This window comes from Bradyrhizobium sp. USDA 4451 (genome assembly GCF_054822585.1).
This window is the reverse complement of the sequence record NZ_JBTRCH010000001.1, coordinates 4,333,182-4,354,112: the sequence shown is the minus strand read 5'-3', so window position 1 is coordinate 4,354,112 and position 20,931 is coordinate 4,333,182. Positions and strand designations below refer to the sequence as shown.

Annotated in this window: 20 protein-coding genes and 2 pseudogenes; 13 read left to right on the top strand and 9 right to left on the bottom strand. The window is 66.0% G+C overall.

Annotated features, from left to right (window positions below; genetic code table 11):
* The first annotated feature begins 37 nt into the window (after positions 1-37).
* Genes ACVMB0_RS20080 through ACVMB0_RS20070 form a run of 3 tightly spaced genes read left to right on the top strand, consistent with a single transcriptional unit; the run spans position 38 to position 3,468 of the window.
* Positions 38-1,009 carry an ABC transporter permease gene (locus ACVMB0_RS20080; protein ID WP_461347407.1) on the top strand — a complete coding sequence of 324 codons (972 nt, stop codon included), beginning with the start codon at positions 38-40 and terminating at the stop codon, positions 1,007-1,009.
* The gene (locus ACVMB0_RS20075) at positions 1,006-1,845 is read left to right on the top strand and encodes an ABC transporter permease (protein WP_456798403.1); all 840 of its coding nucleotides are present in this window, start codon (positions 1,006-1,008) and stop codon (positions 1,843-1,845) included. The genes ACVMB0_RS20080 and ACVMB0_RS20075 overlap by 4 nt, the downstream gene beginning before the upstream one ends.
* Before the next feature lie 3 nt (positions 1,846-1,848).
* On the top strand, positions 1,849-3,468 hold the full coding sequence (locus ACVMB0_RS20070; RefSeq protein ID WP_461347406.1) for an ABC transporter ATP-binding protein: 1,620 nt from the start codon (positions 1,849-1,851) through the stop codon (positions 3,466-3,468).
* Here ACVMB0_RS20070 and ACVMB0_RS20065 read toward each other — a convergent pair.
* Positions 3,451-3,930, bottom strand: a complete 480-nt coding sequence (locus ACVMB0_RS20065; RefSeq protein WP_461349798.1) for a hypothetical protein — start codon at positions 3,928-3,930, stop codon at positions 3,451-3,453. The two genes, ACVMB0_RS20070 and ACVMB0_RS20065, sit on opposite strands and share 18 nt — an antisense overlap.
* Here ACVMB0_RS20065 and ACVMB0_RS20060 point away from each other — a divergent pair.
* From ACVMB0_RS20060 to ACVMB0_RS20020, 9 genes and pseudogenes are all read left to right on the top strand, one after another.
* Positions 3,832-4,041 (top strand): annotated as a pseudogene (locus tag ACVMB0_RS20060) (NAD(P)-dependent oxidoreductase); the annotation flags it as partial. The gene ACVMB0_RS20065 and the pseudogene ACVMB0_RS20060 overlap by 99 nt on opposite strands.
* A gap of 46 nt (positions 4,042-4,087) precedes the next feature.
* Positions 4,088-4,402: an NAD(P)-dependent oxidoreductase gene (locus ACVMB0_RS20055; protein WP_461347405.1), complete on the top strand. Its 315-nt coding sequence runs from the start codon at positions 4,088-4,090 to the stop codon at positions 4,400-4,402.
* A gap of 22 nt (positions 4,403-4,424) precedes the next feature.
* Positions 4,425-5,489: a phosphotransferase gene (locus ACVMB0_RS20050; RefSeq protein ID WP_461347404.1), complete on the top strand. Its 1,065-nt coding sequence runs from the start codon at positions 4,425-4,427 to the stop codon at positions 5,487-5,489.
* A gap of 2 nt (positions 5,490-5,491) precedes the next feature.
* The gene (locus ACVMB0_RS20045) at positions 5,492-6,763 is read left to right on the top strand and encodes an aspartate aminotransferase family protein (RefSeq protein WP_461347403.1); all 1,272 of its coding nucleotides are present in this window, start codon (positions 5,492-5,494) and stop codon (positions 6,761-6,763) included.
* A 197-nt stretch (positions 6,764-6,960) separates the two neighbouring features.
* Positions 6,961-7,167, top strand: a complete 207-nt coding sequence (locus ACVMB0_RS20040; RefSeq protein ID WP_029078045.1) for a ferredoxin — start codon at positions 6,961-6,963, stop codon at positions 7,165-7,167.
* A gap of 60 nt (positions 7,168-7,227) precedes the next feature.
* The gene (locus ACVMB0_RS20035) at positions 7,228-8,454 is read left to right on the top strand and encodes a cytochrome P450 (protein WP_461347402.1); all 1,227 of its coding nucleotides are present in this window, start codon (positions 7,228-7,230) and stop codon (positions 8,452-8,454) included.
* A gap of 84 nt (positions 8,455-8,538) precedes the next feature.
* The gene (locus ACVMB0_RS20030) at positions 8,539-9,861 is read left to right on the top strand and encodes an MFS transporter (RefSeq protein WP_461347401.1); all 1,323 of its coding nucleotides are present in this window, start codon (positions 8,539-8,541) and stop codon (positions 9,859-9,861) included.
* Between the two features lie 12 nt (positions 9,862-9,873).
* Entirely contained in the window at positions 9,874-10,536 is a 663-nt protein-coding gene (locus ACVMB0_RS20025; RefSeq protein ID WP_461347400.1) for a sulfite oxidase-like oxidoreductase, read from the top strand.
* A 28-nt stretch (positions 10,537-10,564) separates the two neighbouring features.
* Positions 10,565-11,785 carry a bifunctional alpha/beta hydrolase/OsmC family protein gene (locus tag ACVMB0_RS20020; RefSeq protein ID WP_461347399.1) on the top strand — a complete coding sequence of 407 codons (1,221 nt, stop codon included), beginning with the start codon at positions 10,565-10,567 and terminating at the stop codon, positions 11,783-11,785.
* A 190-nt stretch (positions 11,786-11,975) separates the two neighbouring features.
* On the opposite strand, the gene pdxR is transcribed toward ACVMB0_RS20020, so the two are convergent.
* Complete coding sequence (pdxR, locus tag ACVMB0_RS20015; protein ID WP_461347398.1) at positions 11,976-13,433, bottom strand: MocR-like pyridoxine biosynthesis transcription factor PdxR; 1,458 nt, start codon at positions 13,431-13,433, stop codon at positions 11,976-11,978.
* Positions 13,434-13,522: 89 nt separating this feature from the next.
* Between pdxR and ACVMB0_RS20010 the strand changes: the two genes are divergently transcribed.
* The gene (locus ACVMB0_RS20010; protein WP_461347397.1) at positions 13,523-14,422 is read left to right on the top strand and encodes a DMT family transporter; all 900 of its coding nucleotides are present in this window, start codon (positions 13,523-13,525) and stop codon (positions 14,420-14,422) included.
* A 152-nt stretch (positions 14,423-14,574) separates the two neighbouring features.
* Here ACVMB0_RS20010 and ACVMB0_RS20005 read toward each other — a convergent pair whose 3' ends face one another.
* The 7 genes and pseudogenes from ACVMB0_RS20005 to paaE form a co-directional block, all read right to left on the bottom strand.
* Positions 14,575-15,063 carry a lipocalin-like domain-containing protein gene (locus ACVMB0_RS20005; protein WP_461347396.1) on the bottom strand — a complete coding sequence of 163 codons (489 nt, stop codon included), beginning with the start codon at positions 15,061-15,063 and terminating at the stop codon, positions 14,575-14,577.
* A gap of 160 nt (positions 15,064-15,223) precedes the next feature.
* Positions 15,224-15,475 carry a hypothetical protein gene (locus tag ACVMB0_RS20000; RefSeq protein ID WP_461347395.1) on the bottom strand — a complete coding sequence of 84 codons (252 nt, stop codon included), beginning with the start codon at positions 15,473-15,475 and terminating at the stop codon, positions 15,224-15,226.
* A 93-nt stretch (positions 15,476-15,568) separates the two neighbouring features.
* Positions 15,569-16,624, bottom strand: coding sequence for a YeeE/YedE family protein (locus ACVMB0_RS19995; RefSeq protein WP_461347394.1), 1,056 nt, complete (start codon positions 16,622-16,624; stop codon positions 15,569-15,571).
* Between the two features lie 109 nt (positions 16,625-16,733).
* Positions 16,734-17,754 (bottom strand): annotated as a pseudogene (locus ACVMB0_RS19990) (quinone oxidoreductase family protein).
* A gap of 32 nt (positions 17,755-17,786) precedes the next feature.
* Entirely contained in the window at positions 17,787-19,118 is a 1,332-nt protein-coding gene (gene paaK, locus ACVMB0_RS19985; RefSeq protein ID WP_461347393.1) for a phenylacetate--CoA ligase PaaK, read from the bottom strand.
* Between the two features lie 18 nt (positions 19,119-19,136).
* Positions 19,137-19,592, bottom strand: a complete 456-nt coding sequence (gene paaI, locus ACVMB0_RS19980; RefSeq protein ID WP_456755966.1) for a hydroxyphenylacetyl-CoA thioesterase PaaI — start codon at positions 19,590-19,592, stop codon at positions 19,137-19,139.
* A gap of 198 nt (positions 19,593-19,790) precedes the next feature.
* Entirely contained in the window at positions 19,791-20,870 is a 1,080-nt protein-coding gene (gene paaE, locus ACVMB0_RS19975) for a 1,2-phenylacetyl-CoA epoxidase subunit PaaE (RefSeq protein ID WP_461347392.1), read from the bottom strand.
* Between the last annotated feature and the right edge of the window lie 61 nt (positions 20,871-20,931).

Below are 20,931 nucleotides of genomic sequence, written 5' to 3'. Positions count from 1 at the left end.
CGGCCCCCTCCCTTTCCGAACACAACCGAAGTCACCGATGCTCGCATTCATAGCCCAGAGACTTGCCAAGGCCGTGGTCGTGCTGCTCGCGATCGTCGTCCTCAACTTCACGCTGATCCGCATGGCGCCGGGCGATCCGGCGATGGTGATGGCGGGCGAGGCCGGCGCCAGCGACCAGATCTTCGTCACGCAACTGCGCGAGAAGTTCGGGCTCGACCAGCCAGTGCCGGTCCAGCTCTACCGCTACGTCAAGGGCATCGTGACGTTCGATCTCGGCTTCTCGTTCCGCCAGCAGATGCCGGTCGCCAAGCTGATCGCCGAGCGGCTGCCGGCGACGCTGCTGCTGACCGTCACGGCCTTCGTGATCTCGTTGCTGTTCGGCGTGCTGTTCGGAACATTGGCCGCACGCTTTGCCGGCACCTGGGCGGATACCGCGATCACGATACTGGCGCTGGTCTTCTACGCCACGCCGCTGTTCTGGGTGGCGCTGATGGCGATCCTGCTGTTTTCGGTCGCGATGGATTGGCTGCCGAGCTTCGGTTACGAGACCGTCGGCGCCAACTACACCGGTCTCGCCCATCTGCTCGACGTCGGCGCACATCTGATCCTGCCGGCGACGACGATGGGCCTGTTCTTCATGGCGACCTATGCCCGCATGACGCGCGCCTCGATGCTCGAGGTGAAGCGGCATGATTTCGTCAAGACCGCACGCGCCAAGGGCCTGCGCGACGCCGTGATCCAGCGCCGCCACGTGCTGCGCAACGCGCTGCTGCCGGTGGTGACGCTGGCGGGCCTGCAGGCCGGCACGCTGGTCGGCGGCGCCGTGCTTACCGAGACCGTGTTCGCCTGGCCCGGCATCGGCCGGCTGATGTACGAGGCGCTGCTGCAGCGCGACTACAATCTCCTGCTCGGCGTCTTCGTGGTGTGCTCGGCGATGGTGCTGGCCTTCAACCTGATCACCGACCTGATCTACCGCGCGGTCGATCCCCGCATCGAGTTCGCCTCATGAGCAAGTTCTGGCGCACCATGCTGCGCAACCCCGGCAGCATGATCGGGCTCGTGATCCTGCTGCTTGCGATCGCGATCGCGATCTTCGGCCCGCTGCTGTTTCCGACCTCGCCCTGGCGCATGGTACAGCGGCCGTTCCTGCCGCCGCTCACGGTGCCCGGCCTGCCGCTCGGCACCGATGCGCTCGGCCGCGACGTGCTCGCCGGCATCATCTACGGCGCCCGCGTCTCGCTGCTGGTCGGCCTGGTCTCGACCATGGCCGCGCTCGCGGTCGGGATTCCCGTCGGCGCCCTCGCCGGCTATTTCGGCGGCAAGGTCGGCGACGCCCTGATGCGCTTCACCGAATTCTTCCAGACCGTGCCGAGCTTCGCGCTCGCGATCGTTTTGGTCGCGATCCTGCAGCCCTCGATCGTCTCGATCGTGCTGGCGATCGCGATCGTGAGCTGGCCGCCGGTCGCCCGCCTCGTTCGCGGCGAGGTGCTGTCGCTGCGCACCCGCGAATACGTCCAGGCCGCGATCGTCACCGGTCAGAGCCACGGCTGGATCATCTGGCGCGAGATCCTGCCCAATGCGCTGTCGCCCGTCATCGTGCTGGCCTCGCTGATGGTCGCGACCGCGATCCTCCTGGAATCCTCACTTTCCTTCCTCGGCCTCGGCGATCCCAACCTGATGTCCTGGGGCTACATGGTCGGCGCCGGCCGCACCGTGATCCGGCAGGCCTGGTGGATCACCCTGTTCCCCGGCATCGCGATCCTGCTCTCGGTGCTGGCGCTGAACCTGATCGGCGAAGGCCTCAACGACGCGTTCAATCCGCGCCTCAACAAGGAAGGGCGTTGACGCATGTCGGCCGCACCCGTCGTCTCGATCAAGGATTTGAAGCTCGCACTGCCGCCGGGCTCCGACCGCGCCTACGCCGTCGACGGCGTCTCGTTCGATCTCGTGCCCGGCAAGATCCTCTGCGTGGTCGGCGAGTCCGGCTCCGGCAAGTCGATGTGCGCGCATGCGCTGCTGGGGCTGTTGCCGGACACCATCATCCGGGAGGCCGGCGAGATTGCGTATGATGGCCAAAATCTGCTCACCCTCGACGACACCGGCTGGCTCGCCCTGCGCGGTCGCCATATCGCGATGGTGTTCCAGGAGCCGATGACCGCGCTCAATCCCTTGATGCGGATCGGCGAGCAGATCGCCGAAATGTTCGAGGCGCACAATCTCCTGACATCGCGGCAACGCAAGCAGAAAGCCTTGCAGCTGCTGCGCGAGGTCGGCCTGCCGGAGCCCGAACGTTCGGCGCGCGCCTATCCGCATCAGCTGTCCGGCGGTCAGCGGCAGCGTGCGATGATCGCGATGGCGCTCGCGCTGGAGCCGGCCGTGCTGGTGGCCGACGAGCCGACGACCGCGCTCGATGTTACGACGCAGGCACAGATCCTCGAGCTGATCCGCGATTTGCAGCGCCGCCGCAACATGGCGGTGATGTTCATCACCCACGATTTCGGCGTCGTTTCCGATATCGCCGACCGCGTCGTCGTGCTCCAGCACGGCAAGGTGGTCGAACAGGGCGCGGCCGACGAGGTGCTGCGGCGGCCGCAACATGCCTACACGCGGGCGCTGCTCGCGGCGGTGCCATCGATGCAGCCGCCGGCGCGTACGCCGCTCACGGATCGCGCCAAGGCGGTCGAGGTGATCGGTCTCGACAAGACCTATGTCAGTGGCGGCGGCTGGTTCCAGCCGGAGCGACGGGTGCGCGCCGCGAACGAGGTCAATTTCGACATCCTGCAAGGCGAGACCGTCGGCCTGGTCGGCGAATCCGGCTCCGGCAAGTCATCGGTCGCCCGGCTCGTGATGCGCCTGATCGAGCCGGATCAGGGTACGGTTCGTCTCGGCGACACCGATTTCACCCGTATCGCCGGCCGCGCGCTGCGCAAGGAGCGCAGCCGCATCCAGATGATCTTCCAGGATCCGTTCGCCTCGCTCAACCCGCGCCGCAAGGTCGGCAACATCATCGCCGACGGGCCGATCGCCCACGGCACCGATCCGGCGGTCGCACATCAGCGCGCCGCTGAACTGCTCGGCCTGGTCGGCCTCACCGCCAACGCGATGGAACGCTATCCGCACGAATTCTCCGGCGGCCAACGCCAGCGCATCGGCATCGCCCGCGCGCTTGCGCTCGAGCCGGAGATCATCGTTGCCGACGAAGCCGTCTCGGCGCTCGATGTCTCGGTGCAGGCGCAAGTGCTGAACCTGCTGGAAGACCTCAAGGCGCGGCTCGGCCTGTCGATGCTGTTCATCACCCACGATCTGCGGGTGGCGGCACAAATCTGCGACCGGATCGCGGTGATGCAGCGCGGCCAAATCGTCGAGCTGAAGCCGACCGCCGCGCTGTTCTCGGCCCCCGAACATCCCTACACCCGCGAGCTGCTCGCCGCGGTGCCTGGCCAGATCTCTTCATCGCGTGCGGCCTGAACCATGCGTTGTGTCCTGATCAGCAGCAGGCTCGATCTGCGCGACTATTTCGGCGCCGAGCTGTCGCGCATTGCGCCGCGGGTCGAGGTGGTCGATCACGCCGGCGATGCCGCGGATGTCCGTCTCGCCCTCGCCTGGCATCCGCCCGACGACGCGTTCGAGCGCTATCCCGATCTGCAGGCGGTGTGCTCGATCGCCGCCGGCGTCGACAACATCATGGCCTGTCCGAGCCTGCCGCCCAGCGTCGACGTGGTGCGCGTGGTCGATCCCGGACAGGGCCAGATGATGTCGGGCTTCATTGCCTGGCATGCGATCGGGCACCAGCGCGGCTTTGCCGCCTTCCGCGCCCAGCAGCGTGACCGGATCTGGCAACGCGGCGCGCAGCGCCGCGCGCAGGATGTCCCGGTCGGCATCCTCGGCAATGGCGAGATCGGCCGGCGCGTCGCCGTCGACCTCGCCCATCTCGGCTTTCCCGTGATGTCCTGGAGCCGGACCGCCAAGGCGATTTCATCGGCGAGCCGCAGTTTCCACAGTCCCGCCGGTCTTGCCGCGATGCTCGGTGAGACCGAAGTGCTGGTCAATCTGCTGCCATTGACGCCGGAGACGCGCAACATCCTCAATGGCGATCTGTTCGGCCCGGATGCGCCATGGCGGCTACCTGATCCAGGTTGGCCGCGGCGAGCATCTGGTGGAAGCCGATCTGCTCGCGGCACTCGAGAGCGGTCAGCTGTCAGGAGCTGCGCTCGACGTGTTCGCGACCGAGCCATTGCCCAAGATGCATCCGTTCTGGCATCATCCGCGCATCGCCATCACGCCGCATGACGCCAGCGACGTCAGCATCAGCGCCGTCGCGACCACGCTCGCCACGACGGCAGACGCGATCCGCGCCGGACGGCGTCCGCCGCATGCGATCGACCGCACTCGCGGTTATTGATTGCGGCACCGAGGAGCGTCAGATGCAGATCTCCCGCTCGTCCACTGACGCCACGCACCCGCTCGACGGGCTGCGCGCCGCCGGGCCGATCGCGGAGGCACATGCGCTGACGCTTGTCAGGGAGCACTACGGCCTGTCGGCCGAGATCCGCCGGCTCGACAGTGAGCGCGATCAGAATTTCCGGCTGCGCGCGCCAGATGGATGCGAATACGTCCTCAAGATCGCCAATCCCACGGAGGATCGCGCCGTCACCAATCTGCAGACCGAGGCGCTGCGTCACGTCGCGATCCGTGATCCGCTGCTGCCGATCCCGCGCATCATCCCTGCGCGGAATGGCGCAGCCGAGCTCGACATCGGCTTCGACGACGGCTCGACGAGGGTGGTGCGGCTGCTGACGTTCCTTGCGGGAACGCCGATGCATCAGGCGCCGCAATCGGCGACCTTGCGCGGCGACGTCGGCCGCTGCGCGGCGCGGCTCGCGCTTGCGCTGCGCGACTTCGTTCATCCCGGCGCGGACCACAAACTGCTCTGGGACATCCAGCATGCCGCCGAGCTGCGGCCGCTGCTCGGCGCGGTGCCATCAGCCCAGCGCGAGCAGGTCGAACGCGTCCTCGATCATTTCGAGGCCGACGCCGCGCCCGTATTGGCGCAGCTTCCAAAGCAACCGCTGCACAACGATCTCAATCCGCACAACATCGTCGTCGACGCGGCCTCGCAAGCCCGCGTCTGCGGCATCATCGATTTCGGCGACATGACGGCGACGGCCCGCATCAACGACCTCGCGATAGCAGCCGCCTATCAGGTGACCGACAGCGACGAGCCGCTGGCGCCGACACTCGATCTGATCGCGGCCTATCATGCGGTCTCGCCGCTCGAGCCGCGCGAGCGCGGCATCCTGTTCGACCTGATCGCGACCCGCATGGTGATGACGATCGTGATCAGCAACATCAGGGCCGCTCGCTATCCGGAGAACAGCGGCTATATTCTGCGCAACAACAAGCAGGCGTCGGCCCGGCTCGCCCGGATCGCGACGCTGACGCGAACAGAGGCCGCACAACAGATCGAGCGTGCCTGTCAGGGAGAGTAACAATGCCGGCCGAAACCTCGACGCAAGAGCTGATCGCGCGCCGCAACCGGCTGCTCGGTCCCGCCTACCGGCTGTTCTACGAGCAGCCGGTGCATGTGGTGCGCGGCGACGGCATCTGGCTGTACGACGCCGCAGGCAAGCGCTATCTCGACGCCTACAACAACGTCGCCTGCGTCGGCCACTGCCATCCGCATGTGATCGAGGCGATCGCGCGGCAGGCCGCGGTGCTCAACACCCACACCCGCTATCTGCACGAGACGATCCTCGACTACGCCGAGCGGCTGCTCGCGACCTTCCCGGCCGAAATCGGCCAGGTGATGTTCACCTGCACGGGCAGCGAGGCCAACGATCTGGCGCTCCGCGTCGCCCGCACCTGCACCGGCGGCACCGGCGTCATCGTCACCCGCACCGCCTATCACGGCGTCACCGGCGCGCTGGCCGAATTGTCGCCGTCACTCGGCCTGCCCGAGCCAACCGCGCCCCATGTCCGTCTGGTGTCGGCGCCGCAGTCCGCCGGCGATGAAACGGGCGAGATCTTTGCAAGCCACGTCCGGACCGCATTCGCCGATATGGCCCGCAGCGGCATTCGTCCGGCCGCGCTGCTGGTCGACACGATCTTCTCCAGCGACGGCGTGTTCGCCGATCCGCCGGGCTTCCTGCGGCCGGCGGTGGAGGCCGCGCATGCGGCCGGCGCACTGTTCATCGCCGACGAGGTGCAGCCGGGCTTCGGCCGTTGCGGCCAAGGCCTCTGGGGCTTTGCCCGCCACGGCATCGTTCCCGACCTGGTCACGATGGGCAAGCCGATGGGCAACGGCCATCCGATCGCCGCGATGGCCGCGCGACCAGAGTTGCTGAAGGAGTTCGGCGCCCGCTCGCGCTATTTCAACACCTTTGGCGGCAATCCGGTGTCGGCCGCCGCCGGCATGGCGGTGCTCGACGTGATCGAGCGCGAAGGCCTGGTCGGGAATGCCGGGCGTACCGGTACGCTTCTGCGGCAGCGGCTCGACGCATTGCGCGCGCGCCATGAATTGGTGGCGGAGGTCCGCGGTGCCGGCCTGTTCATCGGTGTCGAACTGCGCCATGGCGGCGCTCCCGCCGGCCAGCAGGCGGCGCGGATCGTCAATGCGCTGCGCGAGAACGGCGTGCTGATCAGCGCGGCGGGGCCCGGCGGCAACATCCTGAAGATCCGACCGCCGCTGGTATTCGGCCCGGAGCATGTCGACCTGCTGGCCGACGCGCTCGACCGGGCGCTGCAGGAAAATTCGCCGGGCTGACGGCCCGCCATCCCAAACGGCCGGCGCCCAGCCACTGAATTTTCGCTTGACGCGCGCGGCTGACGATAATGTAATAGAGTATAACTTGGCGATCCGGCTTTGAGGCCGGCCGCCCAAGCAAGCTAGAACTTGCATCATGCGAAAATGAGGAACCCGGCGCGCTCCGCAGCGCGCCAGAGCCGAGGGAGAGTGCTTGCATGTCCAAGCTCAGAATCCGCGTCGACCAGGACAAATGCCAGGGTCACGCGCGCTGCAAATCACTCGCCCCCGAACTGTTCGAGCTCGATGAATACGGCAACGCTCATGAAGCCGGCGACGGGACCGTTCCCGCCGGGCTCGAGGACAAGGCCTGGCTCGCGCAGACCAACTGCCCGGAAATCGCGATCGAAGTCACCGAGGAGTAACGGCCGCGCGCCGCCCGCTGCGCCGACCAGCGTTTGATCGAACGAGAAGGAAACGAGCTGATGTCCGATTCCCCGTCCGCAAGCTATCTGCCCGAACATCCTCCGGTCACCGACTGGGTGCATGATTTCGACCACACCGATCCGGTCTGGACCGACGACCCATTCCCGATCTGGGAGACGCTGCGCGCGGCCTCGCCGGTCGTGCACACCGAGCGTTTCCTCGGCTGCTACATGCCGACCACCTATCAGGCGGTGAAGGAGATCGCCTACGACACCGAGCACTTCTCCTCGCGCCGCGTCATCGTGCGCGACGTCCGCCCGGAGATCTCGGCCCGCGCACCGCCGATCACATCCGATCCGCCGGAACACAAGCCCGCCAAGCAGGTGCTGCTGCCGCCGTTCACGCCGGATGCGATGAAGCGGCTGGAGCCGCGGGTGCGCGCGATCTGCAACGAACTGATCGACGAGTTCATCGCCGATGGCCATTGCGACGCCGCAGCGCGCTACACCAAGCACATCCCGGTGCGCGCCATCGCGCATATGCTGGGAATTCCCGAGAAGGACGGCGACCTCTTCATCAAGTGGATCCACCAGATCCTCGAGCTCGGCATCAAGAATGAAGAGGAGCTGATGAACGGCGTGCGCGAGATGACCGGCTATTTTATGGCCCATCTCGAGCAGCGCAAGCTTGAGCCGGGTGACGATCTGATCTCGCAGCTCTTGCGGGCCAAGGGCCCCGGCGGCCAGCCGCTGACCGACGAGCACGTGCTCGGCTCGCTGCGGCTGCTGTTGATCGCCGGCATCGACACCACCTGGAGCGCGATCGGCTCCTCGCTCTGGCACCTCGCCAGGACGCCGGCCGATCGCGCGCGCCTGGTCGCGGAGCCGGCGCTGATCCCGACCGCGATCGAGGAATTCCTGCGCGCCTATTCGCCGGTCACGATGGCGCGCGAGGTGATGAAGGAGACCACGATCTCGGGCTGCCCGGTCAAGGCCGGCAACATGGTACTGCTGTCGTTCCCCGCGGCCAACCGCGACCCCGCCATGTTCCCCGATGCCGATAAGGTGGTGATCGACCGCAAGGAGAACCGCCACGCCGCGTTCGGCCTCGGCATCCACCGCTGCGTCGGTTCCAATCTGGCGCGGATGGAGATGCAAGTCGCGATCGAGGAATGGCTGAAGCGGATCCCCGATTTCCGGCTCGATCCGGCCGGCAAGGTCACCTGGTCCGAAGGCACGGTGCGCGGCCCGCGTCAACTGCCGGTCCTGTTCGGCAGGAACGCCTGAGGAACAGGACAGCAGTTACATCGCCCCACGCAAATGAGATAGGTTGCCCCGGAATCGTGCCAGAGAATCCGGGGAGGCCTGCCAATGTCCGAACAAACCGCTCAATCCGCGAGCGATCATCTCGACATCCATGACGTCGAGCGGCGGGTGAAGGCGATCTTCATCGGATCGGTCGGCAATCTCGTCGAATGGTACGATTTCTACGCCTACACCGCGTTCGCGCTGTATTTCGCGCCGGCGTTCTTCCCGCACAGCGACCCGGTGGTGCAGCAGCTCAATGCCGCCGTGCTGTTCGCCGCGACCTTCCTGATGCGCCCGCTCGGCGGCTGGCTGTTCGGCTTCATCGCCGACCGCTACGGCCGCCGGCTGTCCTTGACGCTCTCGGTGGTCTGCATGTGCTTCGGCTCGCTGATCATCGCGGTGACGCCGACCTACGCCACGATCGGCATTGCGGCGCCGGCGATCCTGGCGCTAGCCCGCGTCATCGAGGGCCTCAGCCTCGGCGGCGAATATGGCGCCAGCGCCACCTATCTCAGCGAGGTCGCCGATCCCAAGCATCGCGGCTTCTACTCCAGCTTCCAGTATGTCACCCTGATCGGCGGCCAGTTGACCGCGATCATCGTGCTGCTGTTGCTGCAGAAGGTGTTCCTGACCCCGGACGAGTTGAAGGCCTGGGGCTGGCGGATCCCCTTCGTGATCGGCGCCTTGCTCGCGATCTTCGCAGCGGTGATGCGGCGCGGCCTGCACGAGACCGAGGCGTTCGAGGAGGCCAAGAAGGTCTCCAAGCCGACCGGCTCGATCGTCGGCCTCCTCAACTACCCGCGCGAATTGCTGCTGGTGGTCGGCCTCACCGCCGGCGGCACCGCGGCGTTCTACACCTTCACCACCTACATGCAGACCTTCGTGAAACTGTCGGTCGGCCTCACCGAGGACCAGACCACCTTCGTGATCTTCGGCTCGCTGATCTTCGCGACCTTCCTGCAGCCGATCTATGGCGGCCTCTCCGATAAGATCGGCCGCAAGCCGCTCTTGATCTTCTTCGGCATCGCCGGCACGCTGGCGACGATCCCGATCCTGACCGCGCTGAAGGAGACCAAATCGCCCTTCATCGCTTTCCTGCTGATCTGCGGCGCCTGGATCTTTGTCGCCGGCTATACCTCGATCAACGCGATCGTGAAGGCCGAGCTGTTCCCGACCAATGTCCGCGCACTCGGCGTCGGCCTGCCCTACGCCATCACGGTATCGATCTTCGGCGGCACAGCGCCCGCGGTCGCGCTCTATTTCAAGAGCATCGGGCACGAGGACTGGTTCTATTACTATCTCAGCGGCATGATCTTCCTGTCGCTGCTGATCTACTCGACCATGCGCGACACCAAGCACGACTCCGCGATGCATCGGCACGAATGATGGATTGACGCGATGACCGACGACCAGGAGCCGCCCGAGAGCAAGCTGACGCGCAGCAAGCAGCGCTGGGCCCGCGAAGGCAAATTCCTCACCGGCAAGGTCACAAGGCCGGAGGAGCAGCGCCTGCCGCCGGGACAGCATCTGACCAAGGACTGGCCGGTGCTCGATCTCGGGCTGCTGCCGAACATCACGCGGGAGCGCTGGCGGCTCGACGTCTACGGCGCGGTCGAACAGACGATCTACTGGGACTGGCCGCAATTCAACGCGCAGCCACAAACGAAATTTGTTTCGGATATCCACTGCGTCACGACCTGGTCGCGCTACGACAATCAATGGGAGGGGCTTGCGACGCGCGACCTGCTCGCCGCCTGCCAACCGCGCGAGGACGCGCGCTTCGTCGTGCTGCATTCCTATGACGGCTATACGACGAACCTGCCGATCGAGGACTTTGCCGCGGAGGACGCGCTGCTCGCGCATAGCTGGTCCGGCAAGCCGCTGGAGCAGGAGCATGGCGGCCCGGTGCGGCTGGTGGTGCCGCATCTCTATTTCTGGAAGAGCGCCAAATGGCTGCAACGCATCGAATTCGTCACCGAGGATGCGCCCGGCTTCTGGGAAGTGCGCGGCTATCACAATCGCGGTGATCCCTGGGCCGAACAGCGCTATTCTGGCGACTGACGAACCAACGCAATGATGGAGCCTGGCCATGCCGCACGAGCGCTTCCAATTCACCGGTGTCGGCGGCCACCAGCTTGCCGCCGCGCTCGATACGCCTGACGGCCCGATCAAGGCCTATGCGCTGTTCGCGCATTGCTTCACCTGCGGCAAGGACGTGCTGGCGGCCAAGCGCATCGCGACAGCGCTCGCCGCCAAGGGCATCGCCACGCTGCGGTTCGATTTCACCGGCCTCGGCTCCAGCGAAGGCGATTTCGCCAACTCGACGTTCTCGTCGAACGTCGCCGATCTGGTCCGCGCCGCCAACCATCTGCGCGAGACGCGCAAGGCGCCGGCGATCCTGATCGGCCACAGCCTCGGCGGCGCCGCGATCCTGGCGGCAGCGGGCCAGATCCCCGAGGCCAAGGCCGTCGTCACCATCGCCGCACCGTCCGACCCCACCCACGTCACGCATTTCTTCAAGGACAAGATCGAGGACATCCGCGCGCAGGGTGAAGGCGTGGTGTCGCTCGCCGGCCGCCCGTTCCGCATCACGCGCGAATTCCTCGACGATGTCGCCGAGCAGAATTTGATGGCGCAGGTCAAGCAGCTGCACAAGGCGCTGCTGATCATGCATGCACCGACCGACGACACCGTCGGCATCGACAACGCCACCAACATCTTCATCGCGGCCAGGCATCCGAAAAGCTTCGTCTCGCTGGCGGGCGCGGATCATCTCCTGAGCGGCAAGCAGGACGCCGCCTATGTCGCCGACGTGATTGGCGCCTGGGCCGAGCGCTATGTCGACCTCATGCCGCAGGCGGCGGCGGAGGCCGGCAGCGCGCCGCGCAACGTCGTGGTGCAGGAGACCCGCAACGGCAAGTTCCAGCAGCTCGTCACCACCGGTCCGCACCGGCTGATCGCCGACGAACCGGTCGCCGTCGGCGGCAATGACAGCGGGCCCGGGCCGTACGATTTCCTGCTCACCGGGCTCGGCGCCTGCACCTCGATGACGATGCGGATGTATGCCGACCGCAAGTCGCTGCCGGTCGATCGCATCACCGTGACGCTCCAGCACAACAAGATCTACGCCAAGGATTGCGAGGAGTGCGAGACGCGCGAGGGCATGCTCGACCAGATCGAGCGCGTCATCAGGATCGACGGCGAGCTCGACGCCGACCAGCGCAAGCGGCTGATGGAGATCGCCGACAAGTGCCCGGTGCACAAGACGCTGACCTCGGAGGTGCGGATCGTCACCAGGGCGGCGGAGTGAGCCTGCGAGGCAGGGAAAAGAGCCGTCGCAAGGGCGCGCTCACAAATATCGAGGAACAACCCCATGCAAAGGAGCCGGCGGTAGCCGGCGACCGCCGACCAAAGACACCGCCGGCCAAAGCCACTTGACGCGTCGGGCAACTCAGCAATATACTTCTAGTATTCCGAAATCCTGCACGCCCCCTCGCCGTCTACCTGGGCGCCGCGCGCTTCCCCGTCAGGCAGTTCGCCATGGTCCGCACCGCGGCGCCGATCTCGCTTTCGCGCCAGGCCGCGAAGCCGAGCAACAGGCCGTGATCGCGCGGCCGCTCCAGCGCGAGGCTCGACAGCGCGCGCACCTCGACACCGGCGGCCACCAGCCGGGTCACGGCGCCCTGGTCCACCGTGCCGTCCTTGAAACGCGCGATTAGCTGCATGCCGCCCGGCGGGACCTCGGCCGCGAGCACCTCGCCGAGCTGCCGCGCCAGCGCCGCGGCGAGATGGTCGCGGCGCGACCGGTAGATCCGCCGCATCCGCCTGATGTGTGCCGGGAAATGCCCGTCAGCCATGAAATCGGCCAGCGCTTCCTGGACATGCACGGACGCGATCAGCCCGAGATGGCGCTGCGCGATCTCCATGGTCCGCGCCAGTTGCTGCGGCACCACCAGATAGCCGATGCGGATATCGGCCGTCATCGCTTTTGCGAACGTGCCGAGATAGAGCACGCGTCCCTCGCGGTCGAGCCCCTGCAACGCCGGCATCGGACGGCTGTCATAGTGAAACTCGCCGTCGTAATCGTCCTCGACGATCCAGGTCTTGCCGGGCGCGGCGGACGCCAACAATTCGGTGCGGCGCGCAACCGGCATCACCCGCCCGGTCGGATGCTGATGCGAGGGGGTCGTGAAGATCAGCTTCGGCGCACGCGCCGCGCGCGTCCGCATCATGCCCCATTGGTCGAGCCTGACACCGACGACGTCGGCGCCGGCCGCGCGAAACGCCGCCGCGGCGCCGGGATAGCCGGGATCCTCGGTCCACACCGCATCGCCCGGCGCGATGACGGTTGCGGCGATCAGCGTCAGCGCCGCTTGCGCGGTCGGCAGGATCAGGATCTGATCGGCCTCGGCGTGCACGCCACGGCTGATTTCGAGATAGTCGCGCAAGGCCTCGCGCAGGCTCGGCCGGTTGACCACGGTCTGGTCGTTCAAGCGGCGGCGCAGCGCGCTGCGGCGCAGGCAGCGCCCCCAGATCTGGTGCGGAAACTCGCGCGCATCCGCCAGCCCCGAACGCAGCGGCCGGAAATTGGCCTGGTAGGACAGCGGCCAATCGGTGTCGGAGAGCTGCAAGGCCCAGGGCGAGAGCAAGGGCTTGCGGGCGTCGTCGCGCCGCGGCGCAGGCGCAGGTTTGGCAAAGCGCGCCTCGATATCGTCCGTCACCACCGGCCGGCGCCGCGCGGCGACGCACAGATACCCTTCGGCCGCGAGTTGCTCATAGGCATGCGTCACCGTGTTGCGCGAGACCGCAAGCTCGGCTGAAAGCGTGCGGCTCGACGGCAGCACGGCGCCGCTGCGGATTCGGCCGCTCGCCATCAGCGCGCGCAGCTGTTGCGTCAGCTGCGCGGCCAGCCCGGCATCGTCCGACCGCTTCAGCTCGAGCAATTCGGCGAGGATCAATCTGGCTCCTTGGTTCTATCCGATCTGGCTCTTTCGATAGAGCCAGCGCGATCCTATTCACAAGCGGTATCGCCTGCAAGGATACCGCCGTGAATCAATCGCTATCGCCGGCCAAAGCCGCCGCTTTGTTCATCGTCGTGGTGCTGGCCTGGGGCATCAACTGGTCGGTGACGAAATCGCTGGTCGTGGCGGTGCCGCCGCTGTGGACCGCATCGATCCGCAGCTGGGTCGCCCTGGCCGCGCTCTCGGTGATCCTGCGCGCCAGCGGCAATCTGATCATTCCGCGGATCGCCGATGTCCCGGTGGTGCTCAGCGTCGCGCTGCTGCACATGACGTTCTTCTCGACGCTGGTCGCCGCCGGCCTGCGCTATCTGCCGGCCAGCAAGGGCATCGTGCTCGGCTACACCACGCCGCTCTGGGTGGCGCTCGCCGCGGGCGCCGCGCGAACCGAACGGCTCGGAACGCTGAAGCTCGTCGGCGTCGCGTCGGGGCTTGCCGGCCTCTGCGTGATCCTCAACCCGGCATCGCTGGACTGGAGCAATCTGCACGTCATCGCCGGCGCCGGCATGATCATCCTCGCCGCGATCTGCTGGGCTGCCAACATCATCTATATCCGCTCGCACCGCTGGATCGCGACGCCGCTGCAACTGTTGCTGTGGCAGGTGCTGGTCGCGACGCTGGTGCTGACCACGACGGCGCTGGTGGCGGAGGGCATGCCCACGGTGACATGGTCGCCGCATCTCGTGCTGCTGTTCCTCTATTCCGGCTTCATCGGCACGGCGCTCGCCTATTGGGCGATGTCCATGGTCAACAAGAGCCTGCCGGCGCTGACCACATCGCTCGGCACCACGGGAACGCCGATCGTCGGCATCGTGACCGCTTCACTGCTGCTCGGCGAGCCGATCGATCTCTCGCTGGCGATCGCAGCGGCCCTGATCATCGGCGGTATCGCGCTGAGCTCGCTCGCGGACGCGCCGGCGCGGGCGTAATGAGGGCCCGCACTGATAGATTCGTCACGTCCGCTTCGGTCTCGGAAACTGACGTCGAAACCGACGTCGCTGCATGTCGGCCTTGGGCCAATAAGAGACGCATGCAACGCAACCGGGCGCTGCCCGGCTCGCGAAGGTAGGTTTTCTAACTTCTATTTCGTTCTTTCGAATACAAGAAGGCTTCTCTGCATCCCCCTATCTGCCCAATTGGGCATTATTCGCCACGTCGAGGTGACCTGAAGGCGATCACCGTCTAGTTTGAAGAAGGGTGTTTGCTCAGTGCCCACCCATTCAGGGTTCCAAGCGACATCGACCTTCGTAATCCATTTGTCACCTTCGAGACGATAGATGCCGGTATAGGCAGCCATGCTGTTCAGCAAATCGGCGCGATCTTCGACCGTTTGCGGCGGCTTGCGCCCCTCTCCGGTCAGGACAAACATCACCCGGCCCTCGGCCGTGAAAATCGCGTATCCCGTAGGAGAACTTCCGAAGACAGGTTCTTTCTGCCCGGTGGCCTGAATTTCAATCTCTTGAGAAACAAGTTTCCAGATGCCGATCACCTTTTCACGGTCGTCGGCGAAGCTCGCATACGCTGGAATAAGCCAACCAGCGAAGACAGCAAGGCACTTCAACTTCGACATAAGAAGCCGCCCTCCAATGCTCTGCCCTTCTTGTAGCCCAATATTAGCGCAGAAGTTTAGAAGCTGGAATGTCCGTTCAGGGTCAAAACCGGCGGTCAGGCAGGTGCGGCCGTGCGTCCGGTCTACTGCCAACAGCAGATAAGGGCCAAGTCCAGCGGCTCTACCTCCATGTCGCGCGACCACTTCCGAAACCCGGATGTCGAGTCTGAAACTCATCCATGAACATGAGGCGAGCTTGGTTGAGGGCGCCACGAGCTTCTTTCGAATAGCCGTATTCTTCAGCTAGAGACCAAAGATCATAAATCTGGAGCATAAACTCTTCATATCGTTCGGCTGGATTGATCAGATCGCCATACTTGTCTCGCTCACCCGCCATGTTGTTCTCCGAAAGCAACGGAACGTGTTTGGCCATACCTTTCAAAGGTCCGCAATGGGTCAGAAGCCGCCGACAACTATCGAACTAGGCAACTTCCGCTTTATGACTGGCAGCCGACGGTTTGACGCCTTAGACCGCGGCAAGTGGCCTGACCCGCAGCGCGCCGCGCAGGCCCGCGCCGGTGCCGAGCATGATGCCGGCCACGGCGATGAACGACGACAGTGACAGCGTCGACAATCCGGTCAGCCCCTGCCCGACCGAGCAGCCGAATGCCATCACGCCACCCGCGCCCATCAGGGCTGCGCCGCCTGCCGAGCGCAGCATGTGCTGCGGCGACTGGTAGCCTTCGAGCTTGAAGCGCCCGGTTGCGATCGCCGTGACCAGGCTGCCGGCAAACACGCCGAACACGGTGACGATGCCGAAATTCAGCGTCGAGCCGGTCGACAGCATGACATATTGCAGGGCGTCGGCGATCGGCGCGATGAAGGTGAGCGACGTGACCGGCACCGGATTGAAATCGTCGGCACCGAGATAGCCGGTCGCGTACCAGCCGCCCGCCACCAGCAGGCCGACGATCAGGCCGGCCGCGATCTGTCCGGGCGACTTGCGGAATGGCGCGTGGGCAAAGGCGAAGATGATCAGCACGGCTGAGAGCATCGAGGCCGCGACCATCCGCGCCGGCACCGCGCCGAGACCGACGCTTGCCAGCAGCGCCGGCACCGAATTGGCCGCGACCGTAGCCTGCGAGGCCTGCACCATCGCGATCCGCGCCGGCGCGATCACGCCCTTCAGCGTCATCTCGGCCACGATGCCGAGCACGATCACGACCACGAAGGACCGCAGGTTGCCGCGCCCGAGCAGCACCAGCGCGCGCGAGCCACAGCCGTTCGACAGTACCATGCCGTAACCGAACAACAGCCCGCCGAGGAACATCGCCGGCGCCGAGAACGACGGCTGCAGATAGATCGACTTGCCGAGATCGACGAGCCCTGCTGCCGCCAGCAGCTGCGAAGCCGCGATCGCCACGCCCATCGCCAGCGCATAGGTGCGCGCCAGCCGGCCGTCGCCCTCCGCCCACCAGCCGCGCAGGCCGCTCATCATGCAGAAGCCGCTGAGCAAACCCACCGAGCCGTAGATCAGGCCGATGATGAGGGCGGCAAGGATGACGATCGTTGCGGGGTCCATGGAAACGTCCTCAAGGGTTCGTCATAGCGAGGAGCGGAGCGACGAAGCAATCCATAGCACCGCAATGGGAGAGAATGGATTGCTTCGCTTCGCTCGCAATGACGGTAGTTCACGGTCGCAAAATCACGCGGTCGCGCGACGAGCCTGCCACGGCAACGAACGCGGCCTTGGCCTGTTCCAGCGGGTAGATCGCGCTCGGCCGGATCGGAAACGGCTTCAGATGTCCGCCGGCAAAGCCCGGTGCGAGCTCGCGCAACACCTCGCCGGTCGCAACCGACGACAGCGCGAGCGTGTCGATGCCGACATAGGTGTGCTGACCGCGATAGAATTCGAGGATGTTGAACTGCACGATCCGATCGACCGCCGCGATCAGGACCTGGCGGCCGCGCAGCGCCAGCGACTTGTGCGCCGCCTGGAAATAGGGATCGCCGACGGTGTTGTAGACGATGTCGGCGCCCTTGCCGCCGGTCAGCTCACGCACCCCGTGCCGCCACATCGGCGGCGGAGGCATCGATCACCTCGACCGGCGCATTGCTGTGGCCCTCATAAGGCTCGCTCTTGCGCACGACGCCGATCACGCGCGCGCCGTGCCAGCTCGCGATCTGCACCGCGGCCTGGCCGACCTTGCCGTTGACGCCCATCACCAGCATGGTCTCGCCTGGTTTCGGCAGACCGGCGCGGCGCAGGCCTTCCATCGCGGTGACAAACGGCACGCCGATCCCGGCAGCTTCGTCCCAGGACAGGCCGGCGGGCTTTTCCACCACGGCAGCGGCCTCGACCACCAGATGCGTGGCATGGCTGCCGTCGCGGCGGATGCCGAGGTCGCCGGACGAGCCGAACACCTCGCGCCCGATCAGGCCCGACGGGCCGTCGATCACGACGCCGGCATAGTCGCGGCCGGAGGTGCGCGGGAACACGGCATAAGGCATCAGCCCGGTCGCAGCCTTGACGTCGGACGGATTGACCGCCGCGGCTTTCAGCTCGATCAGGACGTCATTGTCGCCGCGCGAGAGAAGGTGGTTCTCGACCACCGGCGCCACCGCCGCCGCGTTCTCCGCCTTCGCCAGCAGGCGGACGCAGCGGGCGTCGACCGAGACGGGTCGCGCGTCAGGCTTTGAAGAAACCGGCATCAAGGATCACCCTGCTCTGTTATGAGCAGGAGTTACCCTTTCGGCCGCTTATCGTAAACCCGTTTCGCCTTGCCGAGGGAACGTTCCAGAGTGTCGGGCGCGACGACGCGGATTCGGGTCGAGATGCCGATGGTGTTCTTGATGAAACCGGAGAGCTTTTCGGCGTGCGCGGCGAGCCCCTCGCCGTCCCAGCTCTCGGGCCGGGCTTCGGCAAGCACCGTCATCTCGTCCATGCGGCCCTCGCGGGTCAGCTCGATGATGAAGTGACCGCCGCACCAGTCGGTCGCCAGCAGCGCTTCCTCGATCTGGGTCGGGAACACGTTGACGCCGCGCAGGATGATCATGTCGTCGGAACGGCCGGTCACCTTCTCCATCCGCCGCATGCCGGGCCGGGCCGTGCCGGGCAGCAGCCGCGTCAGGTCGCGGGTGCGGTAGCGGATGATCGGAAAGCCTTCCTTGGTCAGCGAGGTGAACACCAGTTCGCCTTTCTCGCCGTCGGCGAGCACCTTGCCGGTCAGCGGATCGATCACCTCGGGATAGAAATGATCCTCCCAAACGTGCAGCCCGTCCTTGGTCTCCACGCATTCCTGTGCGACGCCGGGGCCGATCACCTCGGACAGGCCGTAGATGTCTGACGCATCCATGTCGAAGGCCTGCTCGATCTCGACGCGCATCGCGTTGGTCCAGGGCTCGGCGCCGAAGATGCCGAACTTCAGCGACGATTTGCGCGCATCGAGCCCCTGCCGCTTGAACTCGTCGAGGATTGCCAGCATGTAGCTCGGCGTCACCGTGATGATATCGGGCTTGAAATCGTTGATCAGCTGCACCTGGCGCTCGGTCATGCCGCCGGAGATCGGGATCACCGTGCAGCCGAGCCGCTCGGCGCCGTAATGCGCGCCGAGGCCGCCGGTGAACAGGCCATAGCCATAGGCATTATGCATCAGCATGCCGGTGCGGCCGCCGGCGGCGCGGATCGAGCGCGCCATCACGTCCGCCCAGGTGTCGATATCGGCCTTGGTATAGCCGACAACGATCGGCTTGCCGGTCGTGCCCGAGGAAGCGTGCACCCGCACCAGCTGCTCGCGCGGCACCGCGAACATGTTGAAGGGGTAATTGTCGCGCAGGTCGGTCTTCACCGTGAAGGGAAATTTGGCGAGGTCGGAAAGCTGCTTGAAGTCTGTGGGGTGCACGCCCGCGGCATCGAAGCTTTTCTTGTAATGCGCGACGTTGTCATAGGCATGCTTGAGCGACCAGGCGAGCCGCCTGGTCTGCAACGCCATGATCTCGTCGCGCGAGGCGCGTTCAGCCGCATCGAGCTCGGCGTGATAGCCGCTGTCTCCAACCCTGAGCTTTGCCGTAGCCATCGACGTTTCCCCTGAACGTTATGCCTTGATGTCCGTATCCGGCAGCCAGCTGCCTTGTATCACCCGCGAATGTCCGCGAAACTCGGCGATCACGTTGTCGCCGGCGGCGACGCGCACGTCGTAGATTCCGGAGCGGCCGCTGCGCGAGATCTCGCGCGCGGTCGCGACCAGCCGGTCGCCGAGCTTGCCGGGCCGGATGAAGGTGATGTTGCCCTGCGCCGCCACCGCGCGATCGTTATGACTGTTGCAGGCAAAGGCGAACGCGGAATCAGCGAGCGTGAAGATATAGCCGCCATGGCAGATGCGCTGGCCGTTGACCATATGCGGCTGCACGGTCATCGCCATCACAGCCTGCCCCGGCTTGATCTCGACCAGCTCCATGCCGAGGCCCTTGCTGGCGTCGTCTTCCTTCCACATCGCATCCGCGCAGGCGCGGGCGACATCCTCAGGCGATAGCGTGGCCTTCACATTCACGTCGAACTCCCTGTGCACGGGCCCGTTGCGATGGGCCTCTTGGTGTCACATCAGTGTCGTGCGCGACACCAATGGTCGTCAACTCTTGCGCCGTCATTCCGGGATGCGCCGCAAGGCGCAGGCCCGGAATCCATCGGGCCGCGTCCCCGGTAGAAGAATGGATTCCGGGCTCGCGCTACGCGCGCCCCAGAATGACACCTAGACGTGGTCGTAATCGACCACGACCTTCTCCGAGCACGGCTTGGCCTGGCAGGTGAGGATGAACCCCGCCTTCAGCTCCCACGGCTCCAGCGAATAATTCAGGTCCATCGGCGCCTCGCCCTCGATAAGCTTGGCGCGGCAGGTCGAGCACATGCCGCCCTTGCAGGCAAACGGCAGGTCCATGCCGGCGCGCAGCGCGGCGTCGAGGATCGATTCGCCGTCGGCGACCGGGACTTCGCGGCGCTTGCCGTCGATGATCAGTCCGGCGATCGCCTTCGGCGGCGCGCCGGTGGCAACGACGATTTTCGGGCGCGGCTTGCCGCCGAATTCCGACACGAAGCGCTCGACATGGATGCGCTCGTCGGCGATGCCGATCTCGCGGCAGGTCGCCTCGATGGTCTCGCTCATCGCGGCCGGCCCACAGATGAAGACGTGATCGACGGTTGCGGCCGGCACCAGCGAGCGCAGCAGCACCCGCACCTTGTCGCCGTCGAGCCGCCCGTGCAGGATCGGGATGTCCTGCTCCTCGCCCGAGATGACGTGGAACACCGACAGCCGCTGCATGAAGCGGTCCTTCAGCTCCTCCAGCGCCTCGCGGAACATGACGCCTTCGGTCGAGCGGTTGCCGTAGAACAGGAAGAAGCGGCTATTCGGCTCGCGCGCCAGCACGCCCTTGATGATCGAGAGGATCGGCGTGATACCGCTGCCGGCGGCGAAGCCGACATAGGTCCGCGCCTCGTCGGGCGCATGCGCGAGGCCGAAGCGGCCGGTCGGCGTCATCACGTCGAGCTGGTCGCCGGCCTTGAGTTCGTCGGCGGCCCAGTTCGAGAACGCGCCGCCGTCGACCTTCTTCACCGCGATGCGCAATTCGCCGTCGTCGGGGCCGGAGCAGATCGAATAGGAGCGACGGACTTCCTCGCCGTCCATCGTGGTGCGCAAGGTCAGGTACTGGCCCGGCGTGAAGCGGTAGTCGTCGTGCAGATCGTCGGGGATCGCGAAGGTCATCGAGACGGCGTCCGACGCCTCGCGGCGCAGGTCGCTGACGGACAGACGGTGGAAGCGCGGCGCAAGGGACATCAGCTATCTCCGCCGTCATTGCGAGGAGCGAAGCGACGAAGCAATCCATCGCTCCGCGAGC